Origin of the sequence: Paenibacillus sp. MAEPY2, assembly GCF_000499205.1 — a bacterium.
Taxonomy (GTDB): Bacteria; Bacillota; Bacilli; order Paenibacillales; family Paenibacillaceae; genus Paenibacillus; species Paenibacillus vandeheii.
Map to the genome: position 1 here is coordinate 237,229 of NZ_AWUK01000012.1, position 24,626 is coordinate 261,854.

Sequence of the window (24,626 nt, forward strand, 5' to 3'; positions counted from 1 at the left end):
GGGTTTGGACATACAGCGCAAGTAGCGAAGGGAACGGAATCGATTCTGTGGAAGCGAAGCGTTCGCCTTTGTCTCCGAATTTTAAACCTTTGAAAAATATAATCGGAAAATTCGGAGACAACAGCGATCAAAAGAACGATCCGTAACCGTAGCGGTCATGGAGCAATCGTCTGAATTTATATTGAGCCAGGTTTTCATCTTATATCATCTCATAGAATGGAGCGATTTCGAGTGGCGCAGGAAGAAGTGCAGTACAACCAGTATGGAATGCCTACCTACGATACGCGCAATCTGGTCATACGCGACGACATTATGGGAAAAGCCAAAGAATTGGCTGATATGCTTGGAACGAGCGAGGAAGTGAAGCAGTTCCAACAGGCAGAGTCCAAAATTCGTGATCATGAACGCATCCAGCAATTAATTGCAACGATCAAGAAGAAACAAAAAGAAATCGTTGCTTTTGAAAGCTTCAAAAATGCAGACATGGTCAGCAAAATTGAACAGGAAATTGAGGATCTGCAGGAAGAGCTGGACAGCATTCCACTTGTTACGGAGTTCCAGCAAAGTCAAAGCGATATCAATTATTTGCTTCAGCTTGTTATTTCTGTAATTCGGGATACCGTCTCCGAGAAAGTGAACGTGGAGGCAGGAACGGATTCACCTCCGACCAGCTGCGGGTAAATGAAGTGAAGGGTGCGGACGCAGTCCGTACCTTTTTTGATCATATCAAGCTCCACGTTGTGGGGTTATTTTGTGTGGTGGGCTGTTCAAGACAACTTCACTGGATAAGACCTGTTCCGTAAGAGCAGGCTTAATATAATGACGAGGCACTTTAGATCAACTACGAAGAGAACCAATCATCATCATAACAACATACATCATGGGCTTTATACTTAAAGTGCACTAAAGGGGAAATCAATAATGGGTATTTTGGACAAAATGGTTGAAGAAGGAAGCGGAAGATTTTGGGGCTTTCTCGGTTGTCGTTTTATTAAAGGCGACGGAAAAGAAGTTCAGATCGCGCTGACAGCGGGCGAACACCACACCAACTCCATGGGGATTATTCATGGCGGTGTGTTGACATCCCTGATGGATCAGGCGATGGGCATGGTAGCTACAGCCGCAATGGAGGTAGACAGTTGTGTGACGACCAATCTGAATGTACATTTTTTGGCACCTATGAGACAAGGCGAATTAATCGTGACGTCCACAATACTGCATCAGGCTGGGCGCAGTGTAACGGCACAATCCGAGGTACGTGATGCATCGGGTACATTGGGATGCATGGCAACTGCAACATTCCGCGTAGTGCGGGCAAAAACGCCAAGCACGGAATCACAAGGTTGACAAAAGATATTATTATGTCATAATGAAAATATCAAAATGAGAATAGTCGGTGGTGCCCATGAGCGAAAACTACGAACAATTCAATGCTGAAAGCGATGAACAGGCAGCACGTGCCTATAGTTCCAAGAAATATCGTACCCCCGATGGTGTTCCCGCAGATATCGTCATGTTTACCTTGACCAAGCGGGAGCGCAAGACGGTAACCAAGACACTTCCCATCCGGGAATTGAAGGTGATGCTGATCAAACGCAAAGGTTGGCCTTTTGCCGGAAGATGGGCATTGCCAGGTGGATTTTGTCAGGAAAATGAATCCATCTATGGGGCTGCAAAGCGCGAGTTAATGGAAGAGACAGGTGTTGATGGCGGACATCTGGAGTATTTGAATGTATATAGTCAGCCTGGGCGTGACCCCAGAGGATGGATCATCTCACATGCGTTTTTTGCGCTGGTAGAGGAATGGATGCTGGAACACCGTCAGGCGGCAGATGATGCCGAGGATGTGGGATTGTTTACAATTCAGGAAGCCTTGCAAGAGCTTGAGCTTGCCTTCGATCACCGGACAATTATAGAAGATGCGTACCGACGTATTCAGCAGCAAATGCTGGAAACGACGATTGCACGACAGTTCCTGCCTCTTGACTTTACACTAAGCGAGCTATACCAAGTGATTCAGAGTGTTGTACCTGATTTTGAAGAGCCAAACTTCATTCGTAAGATCACTTCAACTCGTAGTCGTAAAGGCATTGTGGAAGAGGTTCGGGATGTGGAGGGTAACCTGTTAAGCTCCAATCAGTACTCACAGCGTCCGGCGCAGTTATATCGCTTTACGGAGCTTGTACCTCGTCTTTCGATCTATACTTAATTTACAAGGCAATCATAAGGGATTGAATCAGGATCAACCTATTCTCAAAAAGGGAGTGTGGACGATGAAAGCACTGATTGTAATCGATTTTACACGTGATTTTGTGACAGGTTCGTTGCCTGTAGGGCAGCCTGCTGTGGTGATTGAGGAGACGATCGCAGCAATAACGGAGGCTTATTGCAATAATAAGCATGAGGTTATTATGGCTGTGGACTTGCATGAAGAGAGTGATCCTTACCATCCGGAAACGGTCCTTTTTCCGCCCCATAACATCAGGGGTACGGAGGGAAGACAGCTTTATGGTCGTCTGGCTCAGGTCATGGAAGAACGGAAAGCTCAGATCCGATGGATGGATAAAACAAGATACAGCGCATTCTGCGGTACAGATCTGGAGCTGCGACTGCGTGAACGTGGAATAACAGACATTGCACTGATCGGTGTATGTACGGACATTTGCGTACTGCACACGGCAGTGGATGCTTATAATAAAGGTTTTCACATAACGGTATATGAAGATGCGGTAGCGAGCTTCAATCAAGCGGGACATGATTGGGCGCTTGGGCATTTTCGTTCCAGCCTTGGGGCTCAGGTGATCAAAGCGAGCGATACCGTTCTCGCAGGTTTGAACCTGTAAACGAACCTTTGAACCTATCCCTCATATCCTGTTAAACAACTGTTATGTTGCTGGGGAATATGGTGAATAGGAATAAACCGGAGACTTATGCAATGGTACGTTTACCAGAATCATGAATCATAAGCAATGAGTCTCCACATGTTGACCCGTGTCTGCAGGCTGGGCCTGCGGCACAAGCGGAAGTCAGAGAGGATGAGACAAATGCAGACGACTAGCCTGGCTTTACATACGGATAAATATCAAATCAATATGATGTACGCCCACTGGGTGAATGGAACTCACAAACGTAAAGCGGTGTTTGAAGCCTATTTCCGTAAGCTTCCTTTTGGTAACGGATATGCCGTATTTGCCGGATTGGAACGGATTGTGAATTATATCAGCCAGCTTCGTTTTACAATGGAGGACATCAAATATTTATCCAAACAAGAGGAAAATTACGATCCGGTCTTTCTGGAAGAGTTGCTCCAGTTTTCATTTCAGGGGACGATTCATTCCATGAAGGAAGGGGCGATCGTTTTCCCTGATGAACCGCTCATTCGGGTAGAAGGCTCCATTATGGAGACACAACTGGTGGAGACGGCGATACTTAACTTCATGAATTATCAGACGTTAATTGCAACCAAAGCTTCCCGGATCAAACAGGTGGCGAATCAGGACACGTTGCTCGAATTCGGAACACGACGTGCACAGGAAGCCGATGCGGCCATTTGGGGCGCGCGTGCCTCGTATGTGGCCGGATTCCATGCAACGTCCAATATGCTGGCTGGAGAGCGCTTCGGAATTCCGACAGCAGGAACACATGCCCATTCATGGGTGCAAAGTTTTATGAGTGAGCAGGAGGCGTTTGACGTCTATGCCAAAGTGCTACCAGATCAAGTGACACTGCTGGTGGATACCTTCGATACATTGAACAGTGGTGTTCCCCATGCCATCAACACAGCCAAGAAGCTGGAGAGCCAAGGCAAAAAGATGAACGCGATTCGTCTGGATAGCGGTGACCTTGCGTATCTATCCATTCAAGCCCGGCAGATGCTGGACGACGCTGGACTGGATTACGTCAAGATTGTAGCTTCCAACGACCTGGATGAAAATACAATTTTCAACCTTAAAGCTCAAGGAGCTCGCATCGATACATGGGGAGTGGGCACACAGCTAATCACCGCTTCCGACCAGCCTTCTTTGGGTGGAGTGTATAAATTGGTGGAGCGTGAAGTGGACGGTGTCATGCTGCCTACAATCAAAATCTCGGCTAATCCCGAAAAAGTCTCCACACCAGGTAAAAAAGAAGTCTTCCGGATCATTGATCCGAAACATGGCAAAGCGATTGCAGATTATATCTGCTATCCAGGAGAAGAACAGCCGCTGCAGGGCGGGCCGCTCAAGCTGTTCAACCCGCTACACCCTTATTTGAAAAAGACGGTAACCCGCTACGAAGCAGTGAATATGCTGGAACCGATCTTTGTGAATGGGCGCAAAGTGTATGAACTGCCTACCCTGGATGAGATTCGCAGTTATCACCGGGAGCAGATGGATCTCTTCTGGCCTGAATATCAACGTAAGCTCAATCCTGAGATTTACCGTGTAAATATCAGCCCTGCGGCCTGGAATATGAAGCAGAAGCTCATTGCTGAACACGTGCAATCCACCGAAGAATAAATCAAGTAAGGGGCATAACCGGAAGGAAGAAACCGGGTTATGCCCTTTTGGTTCCCACTTTCCCAGCAGTGTGTGTCCAACAGGACGAGGGACGGTGTGTCAAACATCATGGACAGACTTCACATGAACTGCGGTATACTGTACCTTCCAACGGACGCAGGCTCACTAGGAAATGAAGCAATTATTTCTCGGGAAAGCGCAGGAGACGCCAAATCCCGCATCTTTCCGAGCTTGCCTTTCGACATAATCCATCTCTGTGGCTGTTTCAACTGTGTATCGGTCGGGGATGAAAGAAAGAGGAGATGCAAGGAACCTTGGCTGCTGACCGTATTTTCGTGGCTTGGGATTTTTCCGGCGATTTTCGCTTGAAGAGCTTGAGTCTGACGGATTCCCCACTTATGTTTATTTGAGCTGAAGGCGAACAATTCACCAAGTGAATAGAAATATATGTAAATTACAACCAAGGAGAGGATATCAAATGGAAAATACGTTTCCTGCCTATGTCGTACGTAAAGAAGAACAGGGTGGCCTTAAGGCTGCTATGGAGCAGCTGACGAAAGAAGATTTGCCTAATGGTGACGTAACTTTACAGGTTCAATACTCAAGCGTCAATTTTAAAGATGGACTTGCCACAACAGAAAAGGGTGGTGTGGTTCGAGAATATCCGATCGTGCCGGGAATCGATCTTGCAGGGATTGTAGAGGAATCCGTGAGCGGTCGGTTTGCACCTGGGGATCGGGTGATCAGCACAGGCTTCGAGCCGGGCGTGTCTCATTTTGGTGGGTATAGTCAATATGCACGTCTGCGCAGCGAATGGCTCGTTCCTCTACCGCATGGACTCAGTGAGAAGGAAGCGATGGCGATTGGAACGGCAGGCTTCACGGCAGCACTTTCGGTAGATGCTTTGCTGCGGGCTGGAGTGACTCCGGAGATGGGCAATGTTCTGGTGACAGGAGCTACCGGAGGGGTAGGCAGTATGGCGGTGGCTATTCTAGCGAAGCTGGGATTTGAAGTGACTGCAAGTACAGGCAAAAAGGATCAACAGGAGCAGCTGCTTCGGAATTTGGGTGCTACTCATGTCATTTCCCGTGAAGAAGCGGATGCGCCAGCCAAGGGTGCAATGGGCAAACAGCTCTGGTCAGGAGTAATTGATCCTGCAGCAGGTCCTGCACTGGCTGAGCGTCTGAAACAGATTCAATATGGAGGGGCTGTTGCCGTATCAGGATTAACCGGAGGAGCTGCCTTCGAGTCCACCGTATTTCCGTTTATTTTGCGGGGGGTTCAATTGATTGGGATTGATTCAGTCTATTGCCCGATGGAACGACGGGAACGGATATGGAAGCTGCTTGGCGGAGAATGGAAGCCGGATCGTGCACTTGAGCTGGGGATTCAGGAAATCTCATGGGCACAGCTGCCTCAGACACTGGAGACGATCCTTAAGGGTGGTGCCGTTGGTCGTACTGTGGTTAATACGATGTCTGAGGTGCCTGCCGAATAAGATTCTTTTCTCCTAGACATGCTAACTCTACCTGAGAGCGTCACGGTGCATGTGGCGGGAAAGGAAGGATGAGTATGCGTGATAGCGGAAAAGGATTGCACCCTAACTCTGGACGTGTGAAGTCTGCCCTGTTCAGTACAATTATGGTGATGTGTGTATTATCCCTAGTGGCTTGTTCAGCATCATCTGTTGAGCAGGAGCGGAAAATATATACCCGACAAGCGACGGATGAAGGCATTGTACGGGCAAAGAGCCAGGGCCACGGGTTAAACGGTCGATTGATTCAGGAGCTGGATGACGCTTTTGCTGCAAAAGGCATCAAATTGATGAATAACATGTTCGCAGACGACGGTGAGGGCGGAATCTCTTATGTGTATCTGTTGAATGGAAGTGGCAGGCATATTGTAAAGGTCCACATTTTTAGTGATGTCGGTACACGAATTGCCCGGATGAATGAAATGTATGGTAATGATAGCGATGAGGCTGTAATGGAAAATGTTCTTGGCAAAACAACGATTCGCAGCAAAGATTACGTTTCATTGGTCTATACGGCTTCAGGTGGAGAAAAGGATGATTATGAAGAGGACGTCATGCAGGTATTCCAGCATGTGCTCGAGCAGCTGAAGTAATGGACTCGCCTAAAATAAACCCGAAAAACCCGTCTGATCCTTCAGACGGGTTTATATATTTCACGCATGAAATGCCTAAGTTCCGGCAAAATGAGCTTTTCCATTGCCAGTTTGACCGCTCCCTTGGAGCCTGGCATAGAGAATACGGCTGTGCGCCCAATCGTTCCGGCAACCGCCCGGCTAAGAATGGCAGCAGAACCGATATCCTCGGTATAACTGAGGAAGCGAAAGATTTCTCCAAAGCCCGGCAGCTCCTTATCCAGTAGTGAGGATACCGCCTCGTAAGTCGTATCACGGGGGGCAATTCCGGTTCCACCGCTGAGCAGCACGGCTTCGATATCGTCTCGAACCGCTGCATCTTGCAGGATGCTTCGAATGGTTTCGGTCTCATCCGGTGTAATGATATAATCGACGATCTGATAGCCTGATTTAGTCAGCAGCTTATGCATAAGCTGTCCGCTTGTATCCGTGTCCTTGGTGCGGGTATCCGATACGGTTACAATCATGCAGGATACCGTGTCGGGGGCTTCCTGACGATGTTGTTCCACTGAATTGGTCATAACACATCCTCCTCCAATCAACATGTTCTCATAGCATAGACCATTCAGTAGATTGAGGCAATGGACGTATAGAGAAGAGAAGGTCAGGATTGCGCAAAGATTGCAGGATAGTGTACACTCGCTAGGATAGAGATAGACCAGTTTCATTGGACAAACAGAGAGGTGAACTATGATGAGTGAATTAAAAGTAAATGAATCATCCATACCTGTATATATATTGTCAGGATTTTTGGGAAGTGGCAAAACGACACTGCTTGTTCAATTGATCGAACATTGGCAACAACAGGGTCTCCGACCCGCAGTGGTCATGAATGAATTAGGTGAAGTCAACCTGGATGGTCAGATGGTGGATTCTAGCGTTCCGATGACAGAAATGTTGGGAGGATGCATCTGCTGTACCGTGCGCGGTGATTTGGGGCTGCAACTTGCCGATCTCGTGCAGGAGGAATCGCCAGATATCATTATCATCGAAGCAACGGGAGCGGCGAACCCGATGGAGATATTGGATGCAGTAACGGAAACTTCACTCTATATGCGACTGGAGCTTAAAAGCCTGATTACCGTGGTGGATGCTGCGCATCTGTCAGGACTGTACCAGGAGCAGAAGGGACAAACTTTCAAGCTGATGCAGGAGCAGATTCGCTGTGCTTCGGTACTACTTCTGAACAAAACGGACCGTGTGAATGAGCAGCAGCTGGCAGATCTGAGGGACCTGTTAACACGCTGGAATGGTTTTGCTCCCGTCATCCCTACGGTGAGGTGTGAAGTCGATATGGATGTGCTGCTTCGTAGTGGAGATAACGTACATGCCTATCAATCTGTCGATGAAACGAGTAAAGACGCGAAAAAGGAACAGCACGTTCATTCCGAAGCTTGTGCAGAGCATGGCTGCAGCCATGAACATGAACATGAACATCCTAAGCATATGGATCATAATCACGAAGCCCATCAACATTCCGACGTGAATGTCCATGGTCATTCTCAGGATCACGACCATAGTCATGCCCATCCCCATGCTTCGCATGAGCATGTCATGGTGTACACGCACTATTTCACCCAGCCGGTGAACAGTGAAGCTTTTGAGCGTTTGATTGCTGAGTTACCACGGGATGTGTACCGGGCAAAAGGGATTTTATCTTTTAGTGATACGTCCAGTCGGTTCTGGTTCCAATATGCTTATCGGGAATCGGATTATATGAAGATCACGCCTCAAGGTGATGTGCCGAACGTAGCTGTGTTTATAGGTGAGCACTTTGATCAAACGGTCATCCGCAACCAATTGCTGGAATTAGAAGCGATAAATGAGTCTTAATGATTCAAGGTTCCTCCAGACGGGGTATTAAGAAGCATAGCAAACTTAGTCTGGGAGGTAACTTTAAATGACACAACAACAATATCAGCAATGTATCGATGCTTGCCTGGAGTGTATGAATGCTTGCAACGTATGTTACATATCGAGTCTGAAGGAATATGATCTGGCAATGTTGCGTGATTGCATTCGTTTGGATCGGGAATGTGCAGAAATCTGCAGCTTTGCTGCTCAAGCCATGACACGCGGAAGTGATTTTATCTCCGAAATTTGCGATCTGTGTGTGAAAGCATGTGAAGCTTGTGCTGCTGAGTGTGGCAAACATGAACATGATCACTGTCAGGCTTGCGCGGAAGCTTGCCGCAAATGTGCAGAGGCTTGCCGTATGATGGCCGCAGTAGCGTAAATATAAACTCAATTAAATTAAACATAAAAAAGCCGAGTCATCTGCATGATATTAGGCTGATCCCCTCATAGTAGGAAACGAAATAAGGACATCGGACAGATGGACTTCAACGTTGCCTGCTGGAGGGGATTTTTTACGAATACAGCAGGATAAGAAAGAATCTACACAATCCGATGGTGAGATCAACTAGCGTCAGCAGGGCCTTAATTGGCAAATGCATATAACAGGTTGCCAAAGCAGATTGTGATCTGTATAATGATGGCAATGAATTGAAACGATGAATATCCGTGATCGGGAGAGTAGCCAGAATTCATGCATGACAGCGAGCCGGGGCAGGTGGAAGCCGGTATGACATGACCTGAGTGAAGCGCACCCGTGAGATGGTTGTCCGAAGCAATGCCTGCATTCTTGAGAGGGTGCAGAGCATGGATTAGAGGGCAATCCGGCAGGCGGCCGTTAATCGCACCGAGCGGAGCAGGCTGGGAATGTATATCAATGTGCATTCACGACCTGCTCACATAGAGTGGTACCGCGGGAACTGTGAAGATCAGCTCTCGTCTCTGATATAGAGACGAGGGCTTTTTTTGTTTTTGATATTACAGCCAAATACGATAATGAATAGGAGTGTTCAACATGTTGATGAAACAGGCAGCAGCACATATTGCTCCCTTAACGGGACTGGAGCAAGACGAGGTGTTGAGATTATTGGAGGTTCCACCACAGGCGGAGCTAGGAGATGCGGCGTTTCCCTGTTTTACTTTGGCAAAGTCACTGAAGAAAGCGCCCGCGGTGATCGCGGCGGATATCGCAACTGGATTGCAGATAGTTGGGCTGGATGCTTCACCAGCAGGACCCTATGTGAACATACGTTTCAATCGGGAAGATCTGGCGCCGAAGCTGCTGCAAGAACTGGGACATCAAGCATTTGGCAAGCTGCAACTGGGTGCAGGTGCACGTGTCGTAATCGACATGTCGTCGCCCAACATTGCCAAGCCATTCGGAATTGGTCATCTGCGCTCCACCGTGATTGGGGCAGCATTGTATCGGTTATATAACGAGGCAGGCTATACTTCGGTCAGTGTGAACCATCTGGGCGATTGGGGAACGCAGTTCGGCAAACAGATTGCAGCCTACAAGCGTTGGGGCAATGATGAAGCGCTACAGGCTGAGCCGATTCGGACATCATTGGAACTGTATGTGCGTTTTCACGATGAGGCCGAGAATGATCCATCGCTGGAGATGGAGGCAAAAGATTGGTTCCGCAAGCTGGAGCAAGGGGATGAGGAGGCGCAGCGGTTATGGGCCTTTTTTGTAGAGGTGAGCATAAAAGAATTCAACCGGATGTATGAGCGTCTGAATGTACAGTTTGACCATACGCTGGGTGAAAGCTTTTATAATGACAAGATGGGTGCGGTGGTCGAAGAACTGAAAGGCAAAGGGTTGCTGGAAGAGAGTGATGGGGCATTGGTGGTACGTTTGGAGGAGGAGAATATGCCGCCTTGCCTGATTATCAAAAAGGATGGGACCACCATCTACCCAACGCGGGATTTGGCAACGGCAGTTTATCGTCATGATGTGATGAAGGCGGATAAAATGTTGTACGTTGTCGGGGGTGAGCAGAAGCTTCATTTCCGTCAGGTATTTGCGGTATTATCCCGGATGGGGTACGCGTGGTCTGAGATTTGTGAACATATTCCGTTTGGTTTGATGCGTTTCGAGGGACGGAAGATGTCTACCCGCCGGGGTAAAGTCGTTTTCTTGCAGGAGGTACTGGATGAGGCGGTTGCTCGGGCATTGCAGATTATCCAGGAGAAAAATCCGAATCTGCCAAATCCGCAGGAGGTTGCGGAAGCGGTGGGTGTAGGTGCAATTGTATTCGGTGATCTGCGTAATAACCGGTTGAACGACGTCGATTTCTCGCTCGAAGATGCGGTGAGCTTTGAAGGGGAGACGGGACCTTATGTGCAATACACACATGCCCGGATTAACAGTGTGCTTGCGAAGGCAGCAGAGGCAGAACGCGTGGAAAATGAAAACCATTCGCAACAGGCTAACAGCATAAAAGCTGCAGCCAGCACCGAGAACAAGCCAGTCATTGTCGGTGACACTTCTTGGGCATTGCTGAAACTGCTGGCTGATTATCCGCAGCATCTGGAAAAAGCAATTCATCGCAACGAGCCTTCGGTCATTGCCAAATATGCGATCGATGTTGCCCAAGCCTTCAACCGCTTCTATCATGCAGAACGGATTGCCGACGCGCCGGCTGACGTGAAACCCTTCCGGGTGGCGCTAACAGAGCGTACGGCGGAGCGTCTGGCCTACAGCCTGTATTTACTTGGGGTCCAGGCTCCTGAACGGATGTGACATCTATGGGATGGATGGGAATTGGAAGCTTCGATAAAGCAGGAAAAGCCGCAACGGACTCAACAGGACGAGATATATCACTTCAACGTGTGAGCAAACGACTTGGGGATGTGCAGGTACTGAATGATATCAATTTGGAAGTAGGCAAGGGAGAGTGTATCGTCCTGGTGGGCAGAAATGGCTCAGGCAAAAGCACGTTGCTGCGTGTGCTGGCTGGCATATTACTGCCTGAATCCGGTTCGCAGCACAAGCCCATGCATGGACGGGTTATGTATGCACTCGATGGACTGCCACGTTTGCCCTTTACCTCAAGAGAGTACCTGTGGGAAATGGGACGAATACGTGGCATGCGTCCTGAAATACTGCGTCAGCGGATAAGTGAACTGAGCGAGCTGTTATTCTTGGGAACGGCACTGGAGCAAAACCTGCCACAGTTGTCCAAAGGTACCTTGCAGAAGGTGAATCTGATTCAGGCTCTTTTGCCTGGACCTGATGGGTTATTGCTGCTTGATGAGCCATTGTCCGGTCTGGACGTCCCGGCGCAGGAAGCGATCGTAGCCTTGCTCGGACAGTGGAAAAAGGAAGGAAGTAAAATCGTTACAGCTTGCCATGAACCCTTGCTTATAGAACGTCTTGCGGATCAGGTCATCGTATTACACAAGGGAACAGTGCTGCGTCGCTGGAATCAGGAAGATTTACAGCAAGCTGGAGAGCCCGCTGTGAGCATCCAAAGTGTGATGGAAGGACGGGAACAATCCGTTATGGATGCGCTGCTTATTGAACAACCGGGAGTCATTGCATGCCATCGCAGCGTAGTTCATCACGATTATGGAGGCGAAGTATGGGATTGGAGGGTGTCACGCAGTTCGGCAGACCGGATCATTGGAAAGATTCTGGCTTTGGGCGGTTCCATCCTTTCCGTGCATCCGGAAGAAAGCCGATTACATATGGAAGGATTGATGGAGGGGCGTCATCCGGGTGAGGCTATGAACAGGGAAGAGACAGATATCCTTTCATCTATGTCTACGGTAAGAGGTGACCTCCAATGATCCACTTGACCCGTTATTTGTTAAAACATTACATACGCTCACAGAAATATGTTGCACCGGTGATTTTTTATATCATTACAATGCTGCTCATCTATTCCTACAAACCTAATCCGGTTGCGGACAGTTACAGCGTTACGGCCATGCTGCTTTTTTTTGGTGCGGCCTGGCTGGGCTTAACGGTTATGAATACGGAACCTGCGGGGCAGTATCAATTGCTCGTTCTCCATGCAGGAAGCAAACGAAAGGTTGTCTTTGCACAATTGATCTGTGCGTTAATCATGCAATTCGGCCTGACAGCAATTACCATGCTATATCCAGTTGTTACGGGCATGTTTGGAAGACTGCCAAGTACTGGGGAGTGGATCATGGCTTGGGCCGGGCATCTGGCGTTGTCGCTCCTGGGTCTGGGCCTCAGTGTTTTCTTTCAAAAATCATACATTCCCATGCTGAGCCGCAGTATGCCGCCGTTCATTGTTGTACTGTTAATATCGTTAGTCCAAGGTTCATTAAGCGGACGTTTGCCTGAATCCATGCAATGGGTTGTCAAGGTTTTGCCTCCGGCATTTTATCTGGTTCGTGAAATGATGTTATTTGAAGAATCAAAGCTGGGGGCTGTTCTTCTGACGACAGTGTGGGCTATACTCTATGCCGTAGTTCTGCTCATCATTCATATATGGCTATCGAGAAAAAGGGATTTGCGGAGTTAATGGCTATTATTCCCCTTAACTTGAATGTTGCTCTGTGTTTGGTTACCATAGAGGGACGTTGGAATGCAAAGTATTGTACGGAGATAAAGGGGGCGCTCGCTTATGCAAAATACAGACATGCAGCATGGTGAGATGCTGGACAGCGAACACTCCAGAGAATTGTTTGCCTACTACGGATTGGCTGTATATTATGGACAGGCGCTTGAACAGCAACTGGTCAATCTGATTTTATTAATGAAAATGTCTCAGGGCAAGGTTGTATCCGAAGAAGATCTGGAAGAGCTGTATGAACGAAAGATGAGCAGTTCACTCGGACAACTCATTCATGAGGTGCGCCATCATTTCACCTTTTCTGAGGAAGAGACTCGCCAGTTGAACGAACTATGGAAGCAGCGTAACAGCATTGTACATCACTATTTCAAGGAACGGATTCATGAGACATTCAGTCCTGAAGGAAGATCACGCATGATCAAAGAACTGGAAGATTTCAAAGATCGTGCGCAGGAGCTGGAGATTAGTCTTCAGCAGTACACAGGTGCCTGGATTGCAGAGCTGGGATTGGATGCCGAATCCGCGGCAGCGTTGCACACACTCGAACGTATGCATGCAGTGAGTATACACGCCCGGGCGCTGGAAGAGGATGAATCATTGTGATGGAAGGCAATTCCCGAATTCGTAAAATAAAAAGCAAACACTGGTTGGCAATCACCATTGCATCGCTCGTGTTGATTGGAGTCATATGGACTATAACTACGGCGTTGCTCATCTGGACTTACACCGATGAGGAATCCTCTAGACGGAGTGATGCAGCCATTATCCTCGGTGCAGCCGTAGAAGGGAAGAACCCTTCACCCGTATTTCGCGAACGTATTGAGCACGCCATTTTATTATATCGCCAGGGGACGATCAGCCATCTGCTCTTTACTGGTGGTTCTGGCAGTGCAGGAGAACGAGCCGAGGCCGAAGTAGGACGAGATTATGCTGTTGCACATGGTGTAGATCCTTCAGATATTCAAATAGAGACGGAATCGAAAATTACGGAAGAGAATCTGGTGAACTCGCTTACCGTTGGGAAACAGGCGGGGTTTCACACCTACACCATTGTAAGTGACCCGCTACACATGAAACGGGCGATGAAGCTCGCTAGCGGACTCGGCATGGATGCTGTTCCGTCCCCGACACGAACGACGGCTTACCAGACCTGGCGCAGCCAATTTCCTTTTCTGGCAAGAGAGACGATATTATATATGGGATATATGGTCAAAGGATGGATAGACAATCCGCAGCAGTAGCACTGAGAGTGACTGACTGCGCGATTGTCTTTTTTTTGCGTAAGTTGCCCATTGTATCTATGTTTCGGGATAATTGATCGCTGCACTGACCAACGCGGCTACTCCAAAACCCGATGAGCCACCAGGGCCAACGTCGATGATTTTTGCTTTTGCGTATGCTGATGAACAAACTGATGATCCCCGCAAGTAATACGAGGGTAGCCAAGCTGCTGCCAACGATCCAGCCGATGCTCATATATTTACCTCCTCTATGTGGTATGTAATAAATAGCTGCCTATGGTGAGCTTTCCACCTCTGACCTCAGCTTGAAATGGATACATTCCGTTACGATACGTGTGTTGATTATGATTGGAGTGAAGCGGAAAATCACTGCTAAATCGACCCCCGGCCTGCTTGAAGTCTAACTTGAATCCATCTTTATCTGGTGGGATGCGCACTTCAACGTTACAGCCTGTGGAGCGACTATCAAGAGATAGAAGCATCGTTGAGGAGTTTATGCTAAGCTTGCTGCCTGTCACTCTGGATTGAATATGTGAGAACTGACCGGATAACTGGATAGGTGAAGAAGTGGCTTTTAGTTGGATATGGTTTGCACGAAGGTCTGTTGCTGTAACCCGACCGCCCACGGATTGCAGACGGATATGTTGGGCATGCCCAGATAAAGTGAGATTGCCGGATGTACATTGACAATCCCAGTGTTCGGAAGAAACGTTATCCACAACAAAGCGGGAACCCACCCCGTTGATCAACAGTCTTTGCAATACTGTAGGCGGCAGTACAATGTGGAGCGATGTGCGATGGAAGTTTATGCCCACCGGAAAAGCTTGTTTTCGTCCATCGATGAGATGTAATACACCATTACTAATTTTAGCTTCAAAACATCGAGTTCTTGGGAAAAGAGCGGACCCCCGTTGAGTAACACGGATAACAGCTTCTGTACCCTGGCTAATATGCACTTCGCCTTGCATCCATTCCAGAGAAAGGGCTTGAATGGGATCTTCAGATAACCATTCTTTGCAAATCTTATGTCCATTAGGTTTCAAAACGGTCATCCCTCGTTTCTGCCAATGTCTTGATCTTCCAACTCAGGGTAAGCGCCGATCACAGCATGTTGGTTCAGAATGCGCTCAATGAGCGATTCGCTCACAATATCGGCACCGAGCATATTCATCAACCGCTGTAAAAAATAAAGACGCTGCTTCGTTTCGCTGGAATTGCGGCCGAACAGTGTGGGATTAATCCATATGTTGACCAGCATCATGAATACTTCTGCACAAGCATCGGGATCTTCAGTATGGATAGAACCATCTGAAATGCCTTCTCGCAAAATCGTTGCAATCACCGGAGCATCTATTCGCACGGCCTGTTGAATACCGCGTACAACAAATACCGGATTTTTGATCTGGGTTCGAAGTACGTGATCCAGGGAATGGGCCTGCTGATCAGAGACAACATGCTCCAGAATCTGAATTAACTTCTCTCGCGCTGTGGTGGCCGTTGTATTTGAAACTAATCGATCCAGCATTTCAGCTGAATAGTTGAATTGTTGCTCCATGACCGCGTCCAATATTTCCTCTTTGGATTTAAAGTGATGATACACAGCCCCCTTGGACATGCCTAGGGCAACAATGATGTCCTGAATACTTGTCTTCTCAAATCCTTTATCTGTGAACAACTGGGCAGCAACGTTCAGAATCTGCTGTACGGTTTGTTCAGGGTGCTTGTTTCTAGCCATAATACCCTCCTTTATTTAGATACCGACCGTTGGTATGTATAATACAGGCAGATGTTTCTATTGTCAATAAGAGGAAACCGACAAATTAAAAACCGATCTGCCGCAGACCAAGGGGTCCGCGGGCATATCGGTTGGTTAATGTATTAAATGTTCATTTTATTCCCGTTCTACCTACACGCCGCCTCCTGCAAAGGAGGAAGTGGTTCGAATGGCCTCGCCCAGTGCGTTGTTTCCACTCGTATCCGGTGCTGATTGAGCACCTTGCTGTAACTGATACATCTGATAATAGCGTCCCTTGAGTTCCATCAGCTCATCATGTGCACCTTGTTCCACAATACGTCCGCGGTGCAGGACCAGAATCTGGTCTGCTGAACGAATGGTGGACAGACGGTGGGCGATGATGAAGGTGGTGCGTCCTTTTTTGAGGACTTCGAGCGCATTTTGAATTAAGGCTTCCGTTTCGGTATCAATGTTAGCTGTAGCTTCATCGAGAATCAGAATCGCTGGATCGAAGGCCAGTGCTCGAGCGAAGGAGATTAATTGCCGTTGTCCGGCAGATAACGTACTTCCTTTTTCGATAACCGGCTCGTCGAATCCTTGCGGAAGATGGGCGAGAATTCGTTCTGCACCTACGTCTCGCAGCGCCTGTTCGATCTGCGCACGCGTAATCTGCTCATCACCCAGACTGACGTTGGAGGCTACAGTACCTGTGAACAGGTAAGGATCTTGAAGTACAATGCCCATATGTTCTCGAATCCACTGTTTAGGCAGGTCCTTCACGTTCTGACCGTCGATCGTGATCTTGCCTTTCTGAGGGTCATAGAACCGGAACAGCAGGTTGATGATGGAGCTTTTACCCGAACCGGTATGGCCCACCAGGGCGACCGTTTGACCTTGTGATGCTTTGAACGAGATGTTGTTCAGCACATAATCTTTTTTGTAAGCAAAGGATACATCGTCAAACACGACATTTCCCTTGTATCTTGGCATCGAGCCATCGGTTACCGGTTCACCTTTCTCATCCATCAACTCAAAGACACGTCCGGCCGATACAAGGGAGGAATCCAGGTTAGCCAGTTGGTTCACCATACCCGTAATCGGCTGGAACAAACGCCCGAGGACGTCAACGAATGCATACAACACACCCAGCGAGATGATACTTGTGCCGTCCAGCACACTGGAACCGAAGTACCACAGGACAACCGCAAACGCCATATTCCGCAGTACGTTAACCAGGTTGTGTGAGGTGAACGCGTTCAGGTTGAGCATTTTGTTCTGGTGTTTCATATAATCATCATTCAGATCCTCGAATTCCTGCTTGGTCTGTTTCTGATGACGGAATACCCGGATAATGGACATCCCCTGGATGGATTCATTAATAATGGCATTAATCTCACTCAGACGTGAACGAATAATGGTGTTGTAACGAGTCGCGATTTTACGATAGAGCACAATCCACAGCACCAGCATCGGTACAACGAACAATGAGATCAATCCGAGGCGGAAATCCAGCAGGAAGAGCGCAACGTATACACCCGTAATCGTAATGATCCCTGAGAAAAAGTTCGACAGAACTGCAACGAACAGATCCTTGACGGCTTCGGTATCGTTGGTGACCCGGGAAACCACTTTACCTGCAGGCAGGTTATCGAAAAAGTGTACCGGCAATCGTTGGATGTGTGCATACACATCGTTACGCAGTCTTTGAATGACTTTGTTGGCAGATGATTGCAGCCAGTATGTTTTACCAAACTCCATAATGACCGAGATGACAAGGAAAATCATGTAATACACAATCAGTTGATAAATGCTTGGCATTTCCGGTTTGTAAAAGGCAAAGAGTTCACCAGCGGATAGTGGCACCGCCGCATATTGACCCGTCACTTCGCCTGCGCGTGTAACCGTCAGTGTTCCGTCTGCATAGGTACGATCCCCATCGGGGGCACTAACGGGTTCATTCACAAAATAAAAACTTCTTCCGGCCTGCAGTACGCGTACCTCTGTACCTTTTGTTTCATTCGGTTCAAACCGGCCTTCACGTTTGTAGTTCTTTCCATTGTAGACCGCAGCTTCACTTGAAGCTGTGGTCTCATAGAAAGGCTGCTCAATGGCGAGCAAATGATTGTCGATCATGGACTTGGCGATGAAAGGGCCGGCAAGCTCAGCCGCAACCCCGATTGTAAGCATAATTAAAGCGGCAATAAACGTACCTTTGGCTTTTAGGGCGTATTGAAGCAGCCGTTTGCCTGTATTAGACTTCAAAGCGTTGACCTCCTACGTGGACAAATTAGACTCCACCTGCTGCCGTTCATACTGTTCACGGTACCAGCCGTTCATAGCAAGCAGTTCTTGATGGGTTCCTTCTTCCGTAATTTTCCCGTGCTCCAGTACGATGATTCGGTCAGCGTGTTCGATAGCGGACAGGCGGTGAGTCGAGATCAGCGTTGTTTTGTTTGAGCGTTTGTTGCGTATATTTTCAATAATTTTGGCTTCGGTTCGTGCATCGACGGCAGATAAGGCATCATCCAGAATCAATATGTCCGGATCGGCGATAAAAGCACGGGCCAGCGATACCCGCTGTTTCTGTCCACCGGACAGCGCAATTCCTTTTTCACCAACGAGTGTGTCCAGACCATCGGATAATGTACCCAAATCTCCATCAAAGGCTGCGGTGCGAATCGCTTCCATAATCACGCCATCATCTGCACCCGGTTTGCCGAATTGAATGTTCTGGCGGACAGATTTGGAGAAAAGCACCTGTTCCTGAGGAACGTATCCAATCCAGCTGTGCAGGTCGTCTTTGGCGATATCCTGAATTGGATGACCGGAGATGCTTAACTTACCCGATCCGGCCGGGTATTCATGAAGCAATTGTTTGAGCAGGGTGGACTTGCCGCTACCTGTACGCCCCACGATACCAAGTGTCTGCCCGCGTCGAAGCGAAAAGCTGACATGGCTGAGATTGTCGATGGTAGAACTAGGGTAACGGAAGGTGACGTCCTGCATCGCAATCTCTTCCGGATTCGTAATGTGAGCAGGCTGCTCAACATCTTTTACGGCAGGTTCTACAGATAGTGTCTCGTTAACACGATCGAGTGAGGCGCTACCACGCTGCATCAAGTTAATCAATTCGCCAATGGCGAACATTGGCCAGATCATCATCCCCAGGTACATATTGAACGATACGAGATCCCCCAGGGTAATTTCATTATGAAAAACAAGATAAATGCCGTAGGCAAGTGCTATCACATAACTGAGTCCGACAAATAACCGGATGGTGGGTTCGAACAGCGCATCCATCTTGGCAACCGCCAGATTTTTGCTGTACACATCTTCGGTGACATCGGCGAATCTTTTCTCGTCCAGACGTTCCTGCACATAGGCACGCACGACTCGAATGCCGGCAATCGATTCAAGCACCTGATCGTTCATGTCCCCGAATGCATCCTGTGCCAGTGTGTATCGTTGGTGCACAGCTTTACCATAGATCATCATGGCGATGGCGATAAAAGGCAGAGGCAAAATTGCAGCCAGGGTCAGTTTCCAACTAACCAGAAAACCCATGGCGAATAATACGGTCGCCAGAAAAGCAGTGGAGTCGGTTAACGTCAGCATGCCGAAGCCTGCTGTGGTGGCAATGGAACGAAGATCATTCGTAGCACGTGCCATCAGATCGCCAGTTCTGTTTTTCTCAAAAAAAGGCGGGGTCATCCGCAATAAATGGTCCATAAAGCGTGACCGCAGCAAGCGTTCAACCAGATTGGCACCGCCAAACAGTTTGTGCATCCATATGTACGTTGTCAGATAGATAATGATGACCGATCCTAGAATAAGTAAAATGTAACGTGTGAGTGAGGCGCCGGTAATGGAACCGCGTACAATCTCGTCAATGGCATTGCCCAGAAGACGAGGTGGCAGCAGTTCAATGATGCCCACCATAATAAGCAAGGTGACACCAATGAGGTATCGTTTGCGTTCCAGCCGGAAGAACCAGGCCAGATTTTTAAGTACAGAGAACAAGTGGTATCCCTTCCTTTCAAGTTCGTGAAATGCATGTTCCGTTCATGTTTAGCCAGCTGAACCCACAAAAAAAGACATACCGCACGCAGGCGGTATGTCTTGGGTATCATTCATACGGCAGCATGGCTCCGAGAGCAGAGCCACCACCGTAGATAAAGTTCGATTGTGAGAGTACAAAACAGCAAACCTGATTAGAGGCTTCTGTGATGCGGTCTTATGAACGGAATAACGATTTCATGGGTGCTCCGGTATTTAGTTGTGTGCTGAATTGATGTAGATCGTCATAGTTAAACACCGTAATCACCCTTTCTTTTTTGGTAATAAATTGCATGTGGATCTCGTATGTTTGCATCTTAACACCGACTTTTACAATCTGTCAAACGTTTTTCAAAACAGAAGATGCTGCGAATTGTGATGGAATAATGACGCGTGAATCAACTTTTTTTGTGTATTTGGGGTGGTTGAGGTTTGTAATCAGGCCATTCTAGCGATATGATGGAACATATATATAGAGAAGGAGCTGACACCAAATGAGTACCATACATGTATCTGACCGCGCTGCTCGCTGGTATAAGGAAGAACTGAATTTGAACGAAGGAGACAGCATTCGATTCTTCGCCCGTTATAGCTCCGGCGGAGGTCTTCATCCGGGCTTTTCCCTCGGGATCGCTGTGGAGGAACCGAGACATCCTGCGGATCAAACGAAGGTATCGGGTATCCAATTTTTTATGGAAGATCATGATTACTGGTATCTGAAGGGTCATCAACTTCATGTAGATGTCGTTGAAGAAGGACAGGATATCGAATATCGCTACACTGAGATTTAAAGTGATATCTCTGCGTATATAGAATGGCTCACCACCGGACGCACCGATTTTCGAACAGGAGGAGATACGAAGTGAATCCGCCAGCCCGAGATTTGGCCCAGTATATCGCGAACCGCTCTCATATTGTTGTAAAGGCGGCAGTTCGGGCCGAGAATGAAAAAGGTGAATTATTGCTGATTCAGCACGCTGAACACGGACATTGGCGTATTCCTGCGGGACAGATGCGCCCGGGAGAAGCCATTGAGGACACCGCACACAGGGAACTGTGGGAAGAGACGGGGTGGACCGCCACTCATATGACACTTGAAGGTTTGCACTCCGGTCCGAATCTGAGACATTTGCATGCCAGTGGGGATGAAGAATATTTTGTCATTGCCCTGTTCAGAGCGCACATTGTTCAGGATTCGCTCGTGGAATCACGCGTGAATAGCGAAGCTGGACTAAAGTTTTTTGATCTTAAATCGTTGCCCAGGCTGAATGATCTTAGTCGCTTATTGCTGAGGTACTCCGAGATAGAATAATACAACAAAGAAGAAGCCTTTCCTCCCGGGAAGGCTTCTTCTTTGTTGTGGCAATCAGCAATCGATGGGACCAATATCCATGAGTACGATTTACCCTTATCATAAACTAGGGTTTCCTACCTAGACTTGATCAAGTGGTTCTTCATCATCCATCGCAAAATCAAAATCGTCAATATCGAATACCTGCACAGGGGATGCCGATTCAATGATACGTGCAATCAATTCGACCTGATCGGTAAGGATAGGGGTATCCAAACGCTGTGAAGTGAGAAGCAGTTCGGTCTCAATTGGATCAAAATATTCACCATATTGTGCGGTATCAATCGCATTAATGATAGCAATGGAGACCTGATCACCAAACAGGATGGACGGACTTTTGGCCCAGGGAACAGCAAGGGCACGCTCTATTTTTTTCTTATTCAACGGTTCTTCAAAATAAGAAATGATTTCGTTAATCTTGGATTTCACATGCTGGTCATCTGCCGGATTATCCATCAAAGGGTCAGGGCTGGTCTGAAATTCATATAACTCAAGGATGGTGGTATAAGGAACGATATATTCAACAGGCGCCGGTGGCGCGAGTAATTGACCGTAAATTGCCACCATCACGGCTTCTGTAACAAACTGACGTGACATGGGTTCCTGAATCCTCCTGCGGCCATTAATAGTTGCGAGGTGAATCAATTTAATACGGAATGAAGGATCATTCAATTGATTTCTCTGCTATGGACTTGGGTGCTTGAATTGCATGAATAGAAGTATATCATACAACGGTGGGAAAAACAGCCAGTCGGCAGAAGGATGTCAAGTCCCAACTTTGATTATGATTTTCCCAGCAGTAAGGATAAAATTCCTGCTGCAATCAGTGGGCCGACCGGCACACCCTTGAACAAGGCAACGCCAAGGACAGTGCCTATAAGCAGTCCGGCAACGACAGTAGGCTGTGTACTCATCAGCGTAGCACCTCGTCCTCCCAGATGGGCGACAAGTAATCCGACACCAATGGCGAGCAAAGATTTCCAGTGCAGAAAAGACTCTCCAATCGTCTGCAAACTGATCTTGCCGCTGGCGAGTGGTGCCATAACACCAATAGTCAGGATGATGATACCGATTGTGAGTCCATACTTTTCCAGCCAAGGAAAAGCCTGATTCAGGTTCAGTACCCGTAGCAACAACAGAAATACCATGGCTACGGTTACGGGTGTATTACTGCTGATAATACCTAGCGCGGCAAACACGAGCAACAGCAGTGAGGTCATATCCATCGATTTCATTCCCCTTCGGTCTGCCCGCGATGACGACCTACGATATGTTCTGCAATATATCTTCCATGCCAGCGGCCGGATTCAATAAATACTTCATTGGCGTTGCGCCCTGATGCGATTACTCCGCCGACGTATACGCCTGGAACGCTGCTCTCCATTGTCTGCGGGTCATATACCGGTTTATCCATATCCTCGGACATCTCGACACCTACGGAAGAAAGCAGCTTGCGATCAGGACGGAAACCAGTCAAGGCCAGCACAAAGTCATTGTCCAGTTCACTTGTTGATCCATCAGAATGCAGCAGACGAATGGAATCGTCCAAAATTTCATTTACACGTGAGCCAAGATGAAGTGAGATTTTCCCTTTTTGCACCATACTTTCGAACAATGGACGAACCCACGGTTTAATGTGCTCCGAAACACCGTTCCCACGATAAACCATGTCGATATGTGCGCCGACACGAACCAGTTCCATGGCAGCATCGACAGCTGAATTACTACCTCCAATGATGGCGACACGTGTACGTGTATAAGGATGAGCTTCGCGGAAATAATGCGTAACTTTATCCTTATCTTCTCCAGGGATGCCAAGATAGTTAGGGTGGTCAAAATAACCTGTAGCAACAACGACATTTCGTCCTTCATGAACGACTGCCTGCCCACGCCGATTGACCGTATGTACCTCGAACGTGCCATCGTCCATGCGTTTGATTTCTTGGGCTTCCTCATAATTATGAACACGCAGGCCGAAATGTTCGGCTACCTTGCGATAATAGGCGAGTGCTTCGTAACGAAAAGGTTTGTCGTTCGGTGTGCTGAACGGAACATTCCCAATCTCAAGCAATTCCGCTGTACTGAAAAACTGCATATGGGTTGGATACAGATAAATAGATTGGACGATATTGTACTTCTCAACAATTACAGCGGACAGTCCCAGCCGCTCGCATTCAATGGCAGTAGACAGACCGCACGGGCCTCCGCCGATAATAATGACATCTTCCATGTTCTTAATCCTCCTTATTTCAAGCACTATAATCCTACCGTAAATATGGGGTTAATGCCAGTTCAAGAAGGATAAGGACGTAAAGAAATGATCCTAACCCTAGGGAATTGACTTAGGAGAGGGAAAAGACTAATATCAAATTAGATGGTCATCTAAATGGAAATGAGTGAACTTAATGCAACTGGAGAAGATTGTGGCTTACCATAAAGCCTTGGCTGATCCCACCCGGCTTCGGATGCTGCTGCTGTTGTCCCAGGGAGAACTTCACGGCCAAGCGCTTGCTGAGAAGCTTAACCTGTCACAGCCAACCGTTACACATCATGCATCCAAGCTAAGAGAAGCGGCGCTAATCAAGGAACGAAGAGAGAAAAATACGGTGTTTTTCTCGCTCAATCCCTATTTTATCCGGGAGCATGCCCAGGCTTCAGTTGATTTTATTTTTAGACAAGAGGAGGTTGCCGATATGAGTGATGTGAATGAAACACTGAAGGCATCCGTGATGCGGAATTTTTTTTCCAAGGATGGACGACTGCGCCAAATCCCGGCTCAATATAAGAAAAAGCTGATTGTGCTGGGTCATTTGGTGGAGCAGCTTGAATTCGGACGGAAGTATACAGAGAAAGAGATCAATACATTTATTCAAAATTATCATGAGGATTTTGCCACCATTCGTCGGGAGTTTATCATGCACCAGTTCATGTACCGTGAAGATGGGATCTATGAGCTGAATCCGAAGGAAATGTGGACACGATGGGATCAAGTGAAATAAATGAATAAATAAATAGACTTGACAAGAGCGGTTGAAGCTGTGTAACATGATGGATAATTCTACAAGGGAGGCGATGTTAAATGACAAATCTAATGGCAGTATACGTTAATTTGAATATGAACAGCGTCTCCGGAACGGATCAATGCATGTAATTTTACGGCAGTTGGCAATA

27 protein-coding genes are annotated in these 24,626 nt (G+C 47.7%); 17 read left to right on the top strand and 10 right to left on the bottom strand.

Translation table 11 applies throughout. The features are described from left to right. Nucleotides 1-216: 216 nt before the first annotated feature. From P364_RS0111600 to P364_RS0111635, 7 genes are all read left to right on the top strand, one after another. The gene (locus P364_RS0111600) at nucleotides 217-681 is read left to right on the top strand and encodes a RicAFT regulatory complex protein RicA family protein (RefSeq protein WP_373456183.1); all 465 of its coding nucleotides are present in this window, start codon (nucleotides 217-219) and stop codon (nucleotides 679-681) included. Nucleotides 682-921: 240 nt separating this feature from the next. Further along, nucleotides 922-1,347, top strand: coding sequence for a PaaI family thioesterase (locus P364_RS0111605; protein WP_024630293.1), 426 nt, complete (start codon nucleotides 922-924; stop codon nucleotides 1,345-1,347). Nucleotides 1,348-1,405: 58 nt separating this feature from the next. Continuing rightward, the gene (locus P364_RS0111610; protein WP_024630294.1) at nucleotides 1,406-2,209 is read left to right on the top strand and encodes an NUDIX domain-containing protein; all 804 of its coding nucleotides are present in this window, start codon (nucleotides 1,406-1,408) and stop codon (nucleotides 2,207-2,209) included. A 64-nt stretch (nucleotides 2,210-2,273) separates the two neighbouring features. Next, nucleotides 2,274-2,843, top strand: coding sequence for a cysteine hydrolase family protein (locus P364_RS0111615; RefSeq protein WP_024630295.1), 570 nt, complete (start codon nucleotides 2,274-2,276; stop codon nucleotides 2,841-2,843). Nucleotides 2,844-3,044: 201 nt separating this feature from the next. Beyond that, complete coding sequence (locus tag P364_RS0111620; RefSeq protein WP_024630296.1) at nucleotides 3,045-4,499, top strand: nicotinate phosphoribosyltransferase; 1,455 nt, start codon at nucleotides 3,045-3,047, stop codon at nucleotides 4,497-4,499. Nucleotides 4,500-4,977: 478 nt separating this feature from the next. Continuing rightward, a complete protein-coding gene (locus tag P364_RS0111630; RefSeq protein ID WP_024630298.1) occupies nucleotides 4,978-5,997 on the top strand; it encodes an acrylyl-CoA reductase family protein in 1,020 nt (339 codons plus the stop codon). A 68-nt stretch (nucleotides 5,998-6,065) separates the two neighbouring features. After that, nucleotides 6,066-6,626: a hypothetical protein gene (locus P364_RS0111635; RefSeq protein WP_152532696.1), complete on the top strand. Its 561-nt coding sequence runs from the start codon at nucleotides 6,066-6,068 to the stop codon at nucleotides 6,624-6,626. Between the two features lie 41 nt (nucleotides 6,627-6,667). Here the strand turns inward: P364_RS0111635 and P364_RS0111640 are convergent, their stop codons facing one another. Continuing rightward, a complete protein-coding gene (locus tag P364_RS0111640; RefSeq protein ID WP_024630300.1) occupies nucleotides 6,668-7,186 on the bottom strand; it encodes a MogA/MoaB family molybdenum cofactor biosynthesis protein in 519 nt (172 codons plus the stop codon). A 172-nt stretch (nucleotides 7,187-7,358) separates the two neighbouring features. Here P364_RS0111640 and P364_RS0111645 point away from each other — a divergent pair, with 172 nt between their 5' ends. Together P364_RS0111645 and P364_RS0111650 are read left to right on the top strand one after the other, a co-directional pair. Further along, nucleotides 7,359-8,498 (top strand): CobW family GTP-binding protein, encoded by a 1,140-nt coding sequence (locus P364_RS0111645; RefSeq protein ID WP_024630301.1) that lies wholly within the window; start codon nucleotides 7,359-7,361, stop codon nucleotides 8,496-8,498. A gap of 67 nt (nucleotides 8,499-8,565) precedes the next feature. Next, entirely contained in the window at nucleotides 8,566-8,901 is a 336-nt protein-coding gene (locus P364_RS0111650) for a four-helix bundle copper-binding protein (protein WP_024630302.1), read from the top strand. A gap of 203 nt (nucleotides 8,902-9,104) precedes the next feature. Here P364_RS0111650 and P364_RS0111655 read toward each other — a convergent pair whose 3' ends face one another. Further along, nucleotides 9,105-9,404 (bottom strand): hypothetical protein, encoded by a 300-nt coding sequence (locus P364_RS0111655; protein ID WP_024630303.1) that lies wholly within the window; start codon nucleotides 9,402-9,404, stop codon nucleotides 9,105-9,107. Between the two features lie 130 nt (nucleotides 9,405-9,534). Between P364_RS0111655 and argS the strand changes: the two genes are divergently transcribed. The 5 genes from argS (at nucleotide 9,535) to P364_RS0111680 (ending at nucleotide 14,313) form a co-directional block, all read left to right on the top strand. After that, complete coding sequence (gene argS, locus P364_RS0111660; protein WP_024630304.1) at nucleotides 9,535-11,265, top strand: arginine--tRNA ligase; 1,731 nt, start codon at nucleotides 9,535-9,537, stop codon at nucleotides 11,263-11,265. A 5-nt stretch (nucleotides 11,266-11,270) separates the two neighbouring features. Continuing rightward, the gene (locus tag P364_RS36135) at nucleotides 11,271-12,314 is read left to right on the top strand and encodes an ATP-binding cassette domain-containing protein (RefSeq protein WP_024630305.1); all 1,044 of its coding nucleotides are present in this window, start codon (nucleotides 11,271-11,273) and stop codon (nucleotides 12,312-12,314) included. Then, on the top strand, nucleotides 12,311-13,021 hold the full coding sequence (locus P364_RS0111670; protein WP_024630306.1) for a hypothetical protein: 711 nt from the start codon (nucleotides 12,311-12,313) through the stop codon (nucleotides 13,019-13,021). The genes P364_RS36135 and P364_RS0111670 overlap by 4 nt, the downstream gene beginning before the upstream one ends. Nucleotides 13,022-13,123: 102 nt before the next feature. Next, complete coding sequence (locus P364_RS0111675) at nucleotides 13,124-13,675, top strand: hypothetical protein (RefSeq protein WP_052016588.1); 552 nt, start codon at nucleotides 13,124-13,126, stop codon at nucleotides 13,673-13,675. Further along, nucleotides 13,675-14,313, top strand: coding sequence for a YdcF family protein (locus P364_RS0111680; protein WP_024630308.1), 639 nt, complete (start codon nucleotides 13,675-13,677; stop codon nucleotides 14,311-14,313). Before P364_RS0111675 ends, P364_RS0111680 begins: the two co-directional genes overlap by 1 nt. Here the strand turns inward: P364_RS0111680 and P364_RS37330 are convergent. From P364_RS37330 to P364_RS0111700, 5 genes are all read right to left on the bottom strand, one after another. After that, on the bottom strand, nucleotides 14,282-14,548 hold the full coding sequence (locus P364_RS37330; RefSeq protein ID WP_152532697.1) for a hypothetical protein: 267 nt from the start codon (nucleotides 14,546-14,548) through the stop codon (nucleotides 14,282-14,284). The genes P364_RS0111680 and P364_RS37330 overlap by 32 nt on opposite strands. Nucleotides 14,549-14,561: 13 nt before the next feature. After that, nucleotides 14,562-15,356 (bottom strand): DUF4097 family beta strand repeat-containing protein, encoded by a 795-nt coding sequence (locus P364_RS0111685; protein ID WP_161634263.1) that lies wholly within the window; start codon nucleotides 15,354-15,356, stop codon nucleotides 14,562-14,564. A gap of 5 nt (nucleotides 15,357-15,361) precedes the next feature. Beyond that, on the bottom strand, nucleotides 15,362-16,048 hold the full coding sequence (locus P364_RS0111690; RefSeq protein WP_024630310.1) for a TetR/AcrR family transcriptional regulator: 687 nt from the start codon (nucleotides 16,046-16,048) through the stop codon (nucleotides 15,362-15,364). 171 nt (nucleotides 16,049-16,219) lie between these two features. Next, complete coding sequence (locus P364_RS0111695; protein WP_024630311.1) at nucleotides 16,220-18,310, bottom strand: ABC transporter ATP-binding protein; 2,091 nt, start codon at nucleotides 18,308-18,310, stop codon at nucleotides 16,220-16,222. A 12-nt stretch (nucleotides 18,311-18,322) separates the two neighbouring features. Then, nucleotides 18,323-20,068 (bottom strand): ABC transporter ATP-binding protein, encoded by a 1,746-nt coding sequence (locus tag P364_RS0111700; protein ID WP_024630312.1) that lies wholly within the window; start codon nucleotides 20,066-20,068, stop codon nucleotides 18,323-18,325. Between the two features lie 530 nt (nucleotides 20,069-20,598). Here P364_RS0111700 and P364_RS0111705 point away from each other — a divergent pair. Both P364_RS0111705 and P364_RS0111710 read left to right on the top strand, forming a co-directional pair. Further along, nucleotides 20,599-20,895, top strand: a complete 297-nt coding sequence (locus P364_RS0111705) for a HesB/YadR/YfhF family protein (RefSeq protein WP_024630313.1) — start codon at nucleotides 20,599-20,601, stop codon at nucleotides 20,893-20,895. Nucleotides 20,896-20,966: 71 nt separating this feature from the next. Beyond that, complete coding sequence (locus P364_RS0111710; protein WP_024630314.1) at nucleotides 20,967-21,416, top strand: NUDIX domain-containing protein; 450 nt, start codon at nucleotides 20,967-20,969, stop codon at nucleotides 21,414-21,416. Nucleotides 21,417-21,536: 120 nt separating this feature from the next. Here the strand turns inward: P364_RS0111710 and P364_RS0111715 are convergent, their stop codons facing one another. The 3 genes from P364_RS0111715 to P364_RS0111725 all read right to left on the bottom strand — a co-directional run bounded on the left by P364_RS0111715 (nucleotide 21,537) and on the right by P364_RS0111725 (nucleotide 23,685). Then, a complete protein-coding gene (locus tag P364_RS0111715; protein ID WP_024630315.1) occupies nucleotides 21,537-22,052 on the bottom strand; it encodes a hypothetical protein in 516 nt (171 codons plus the stop codon). Between the two features lie 185 nt (nucleotides 22,053-22,237). Continuing rightward, entirely contained in the window at nucleotides 22,238-22,681 is a 444-nt protein-coding gene (locus P364_RS0111720; protein ID WP_024630316.1) for a DUF441 domain-containing protein, read from the bottom strand. Between the two features lie 5 nt (nucleotides 22,682-22,686). Beyond that, nucleotides 22,687-23,685 (bottom strand): YpdA family putative bacillithiol disulfide reductase, encoded by a 999-nt coding sequence (locus P364_RS0111725; protein ID WP_024630317.1) that lies wholly within the window; start codon nucleotides 23,683-23,685, stop codon nucleotides 22,687-22,689. A gap of 175 nt (nucleotides 23,686-23,860) precedes the next feature. Between P364_RS0111725 and P364_RS0111730 the strand changes: the two genes are divergently transcribed. Beyond that, complete coding sequence (locus P364_RS0111730; RefSeq protein WP_024630318.1) at nucleotides 23,861-24,454, top strand: DUF2087 domain-containing protein; 594 nt, start codon at nucleotides 23,861-23,863, stop codon at nucleotides 24,452-24,454. Nucleotides 24,455-24,626: the final 172 nt, after the last annotated feature.

What these genes read in the sequence shown, in the direction of transcription:
- P364_RS0111605 (WP_024630293.1), top strand. Translation starts at nt 922, where the DNA reads ATGGGTATTTTGGACAAAATGGTTGAAGAAGGAAGCGGAAGATTTTGG.
- P364_RS0111615 (WP_024630295.1), top strand. Translation starts at nt 2,274, where the DNA reads ATGAAAGCACTGATTGTAATCGATTTTACACGTGATTTTGTGACAGGT.
- P364_RS0111705 (WP_024630313.1), top strand. Translation starts at nt 20,599, where the DNA reads ATGAGTACCATACATGTATCTGACCGCGCTGCTCGCTGGTATAAGGAA.
- P364_RS0111670 (WP_024630306.1), top strand. Translation starts at nt 12,311, where the DNA reads ATGATCCACTTGACCCGTTATTTGTTAAAACATTACATACGCTCACAG.
- P364_RS0111680 (WP_024630308.1), top strand. Translation starts at nt 13,675, where the DNA reads ATGGAAGGCAATTCCCGAATTCGTAAAATAAAAAGCAAACACTGGTTG.
- P364_RS36135 (WP_024630305.1), top strand. Translation starts at nt 11,271, where the DNA reads ATGGGATGGATGGGAATTGGAAGCTTCGATAAAGCAGGAAAAGCCGCA.
- P364_RS0111640 (WP_024630300.1), bottom strand. Translation starts at nt 7,186, where the DNA reads ATGACCAATTCAGTGGAACAACATCGTCAGGAAGCCCCCGACACGGTA.
- argS (WP_024630304.1), top strand. Translation starts at nt 9,535, where the DNA reads ATGTTGATGAAACAGGCAGCAGCACATATTGCTCCCTTAACGGGACTG.
- P364_RS0111610 (WP_024630294.1), top strand. Translation starts at nt 1,406, where the DNA reads ATGAGCGAAAACTACGAACAATTCAATGCTGAAAGCGATGAACAGGCA.
- P364_RS0111600 (WP_373456183.1), top strand. Translation starts at nt 217, where the DNA reads ATGGAGCGATTTCGAGTGGCGCAGGAAGAAGTGCAGTACAACCAGTAT.
- P364_RS0111645 (WP_024630301.1), top strand. Translation starts at nt 7,359, where the DNA reads ATGAGTGAATTAAAAGTAAATGAATCATCCATACCTGTATATATATTG.
- P364_RS0111655 (WP_024630303.1), bottom strand. Translation starts at nt 9,404, where the DNA reads ATGCACATTGATATACATTCCCAGCCTGCTCCGCTCGGTGCGATTAAC.
- P364_RS0111690 (WP_024630310.1), bottom strand. Translation starts at nt 16,048, where the DNA reads ATGGCTAGAAACAAGCACCCTGAACAAACCGTACAGCAGATTCTGAAC.
- P364_RS0111720 (WP_024630316.1), bottom strand. Translation starts at nt 22,681, where the DNA reads ATGGATATGACCTCACTGCTGTTGCTCGTGTTTGCCGCGCTAGGTATT.
- P364_RS0111650 (WP_024630302.1), top strand. Translation starts at nt 8,566, where the DNA reads ATGACACAACAACAATATCAGCAATGTATCGATGCTTGCCTGGAGTGT.
- P364_RS0111620 (WP_024630296.1), top strand. Translation starts at nt 3,045, where the DNA reads ATGCAGACGACTAGCCTGGCTTTACATACGGATAAATATCAAATCAAT.
- P364_RS0111730 (WP_024630318.1), top strand. Translation starts at nt 23,861, where the DNA reads ATGCAACTGGAGAAGATTGTGGCTTACCATAAAGCCTTGGCTGATCCC.
- P364_RS0111635 (WP_152532696.1), top strand. Translation starts at nt 6,066, where the DNA reads ATGAGTATGCGTGATAGCGGAAAAGGATTGCACCCTAACTCTGGACGT.
- P364_RS37330 (WP_152532697.1), bottom strand. Translation starts at nt 14,548, where the DNA reads ATGAGCATCGGCTGGATCGTTGGCAGCAGCTTGGCTACCCTCGTATTA.
- P364_RS0111630 (WP_024630298.1), top strand. Translation starts at nt 4,978, where the DNA reads ATGGAAAATACGTTTCCTGCCTATGTCGTACGTAAAGAAGAACAGGGT.
- P364_RS0111715 (WP_024630315.1), bottom strand. Translation starts at nt 22,052, where the DNA reads ATGTCACGTCAGTTTGTTACAGAAGCCGTGATGGTGGCAATTTACGGT.
- P364_RS0111725 (WP_024630317.1), bottom strand. Translation starts at nt 23,685, where the DNA reads ATGGAAGATGTCATTATTATCGGCGGAGGCCCGTGCGGTCTGTCTACT.
- P364_RS0111675 (WP_052016588.1), top strand. Translation starts at nt 13,124, where the DNA reads ATGCAAAATACAGACATGCAGCATGGTGAGATGCTGGACAGCGAACAC.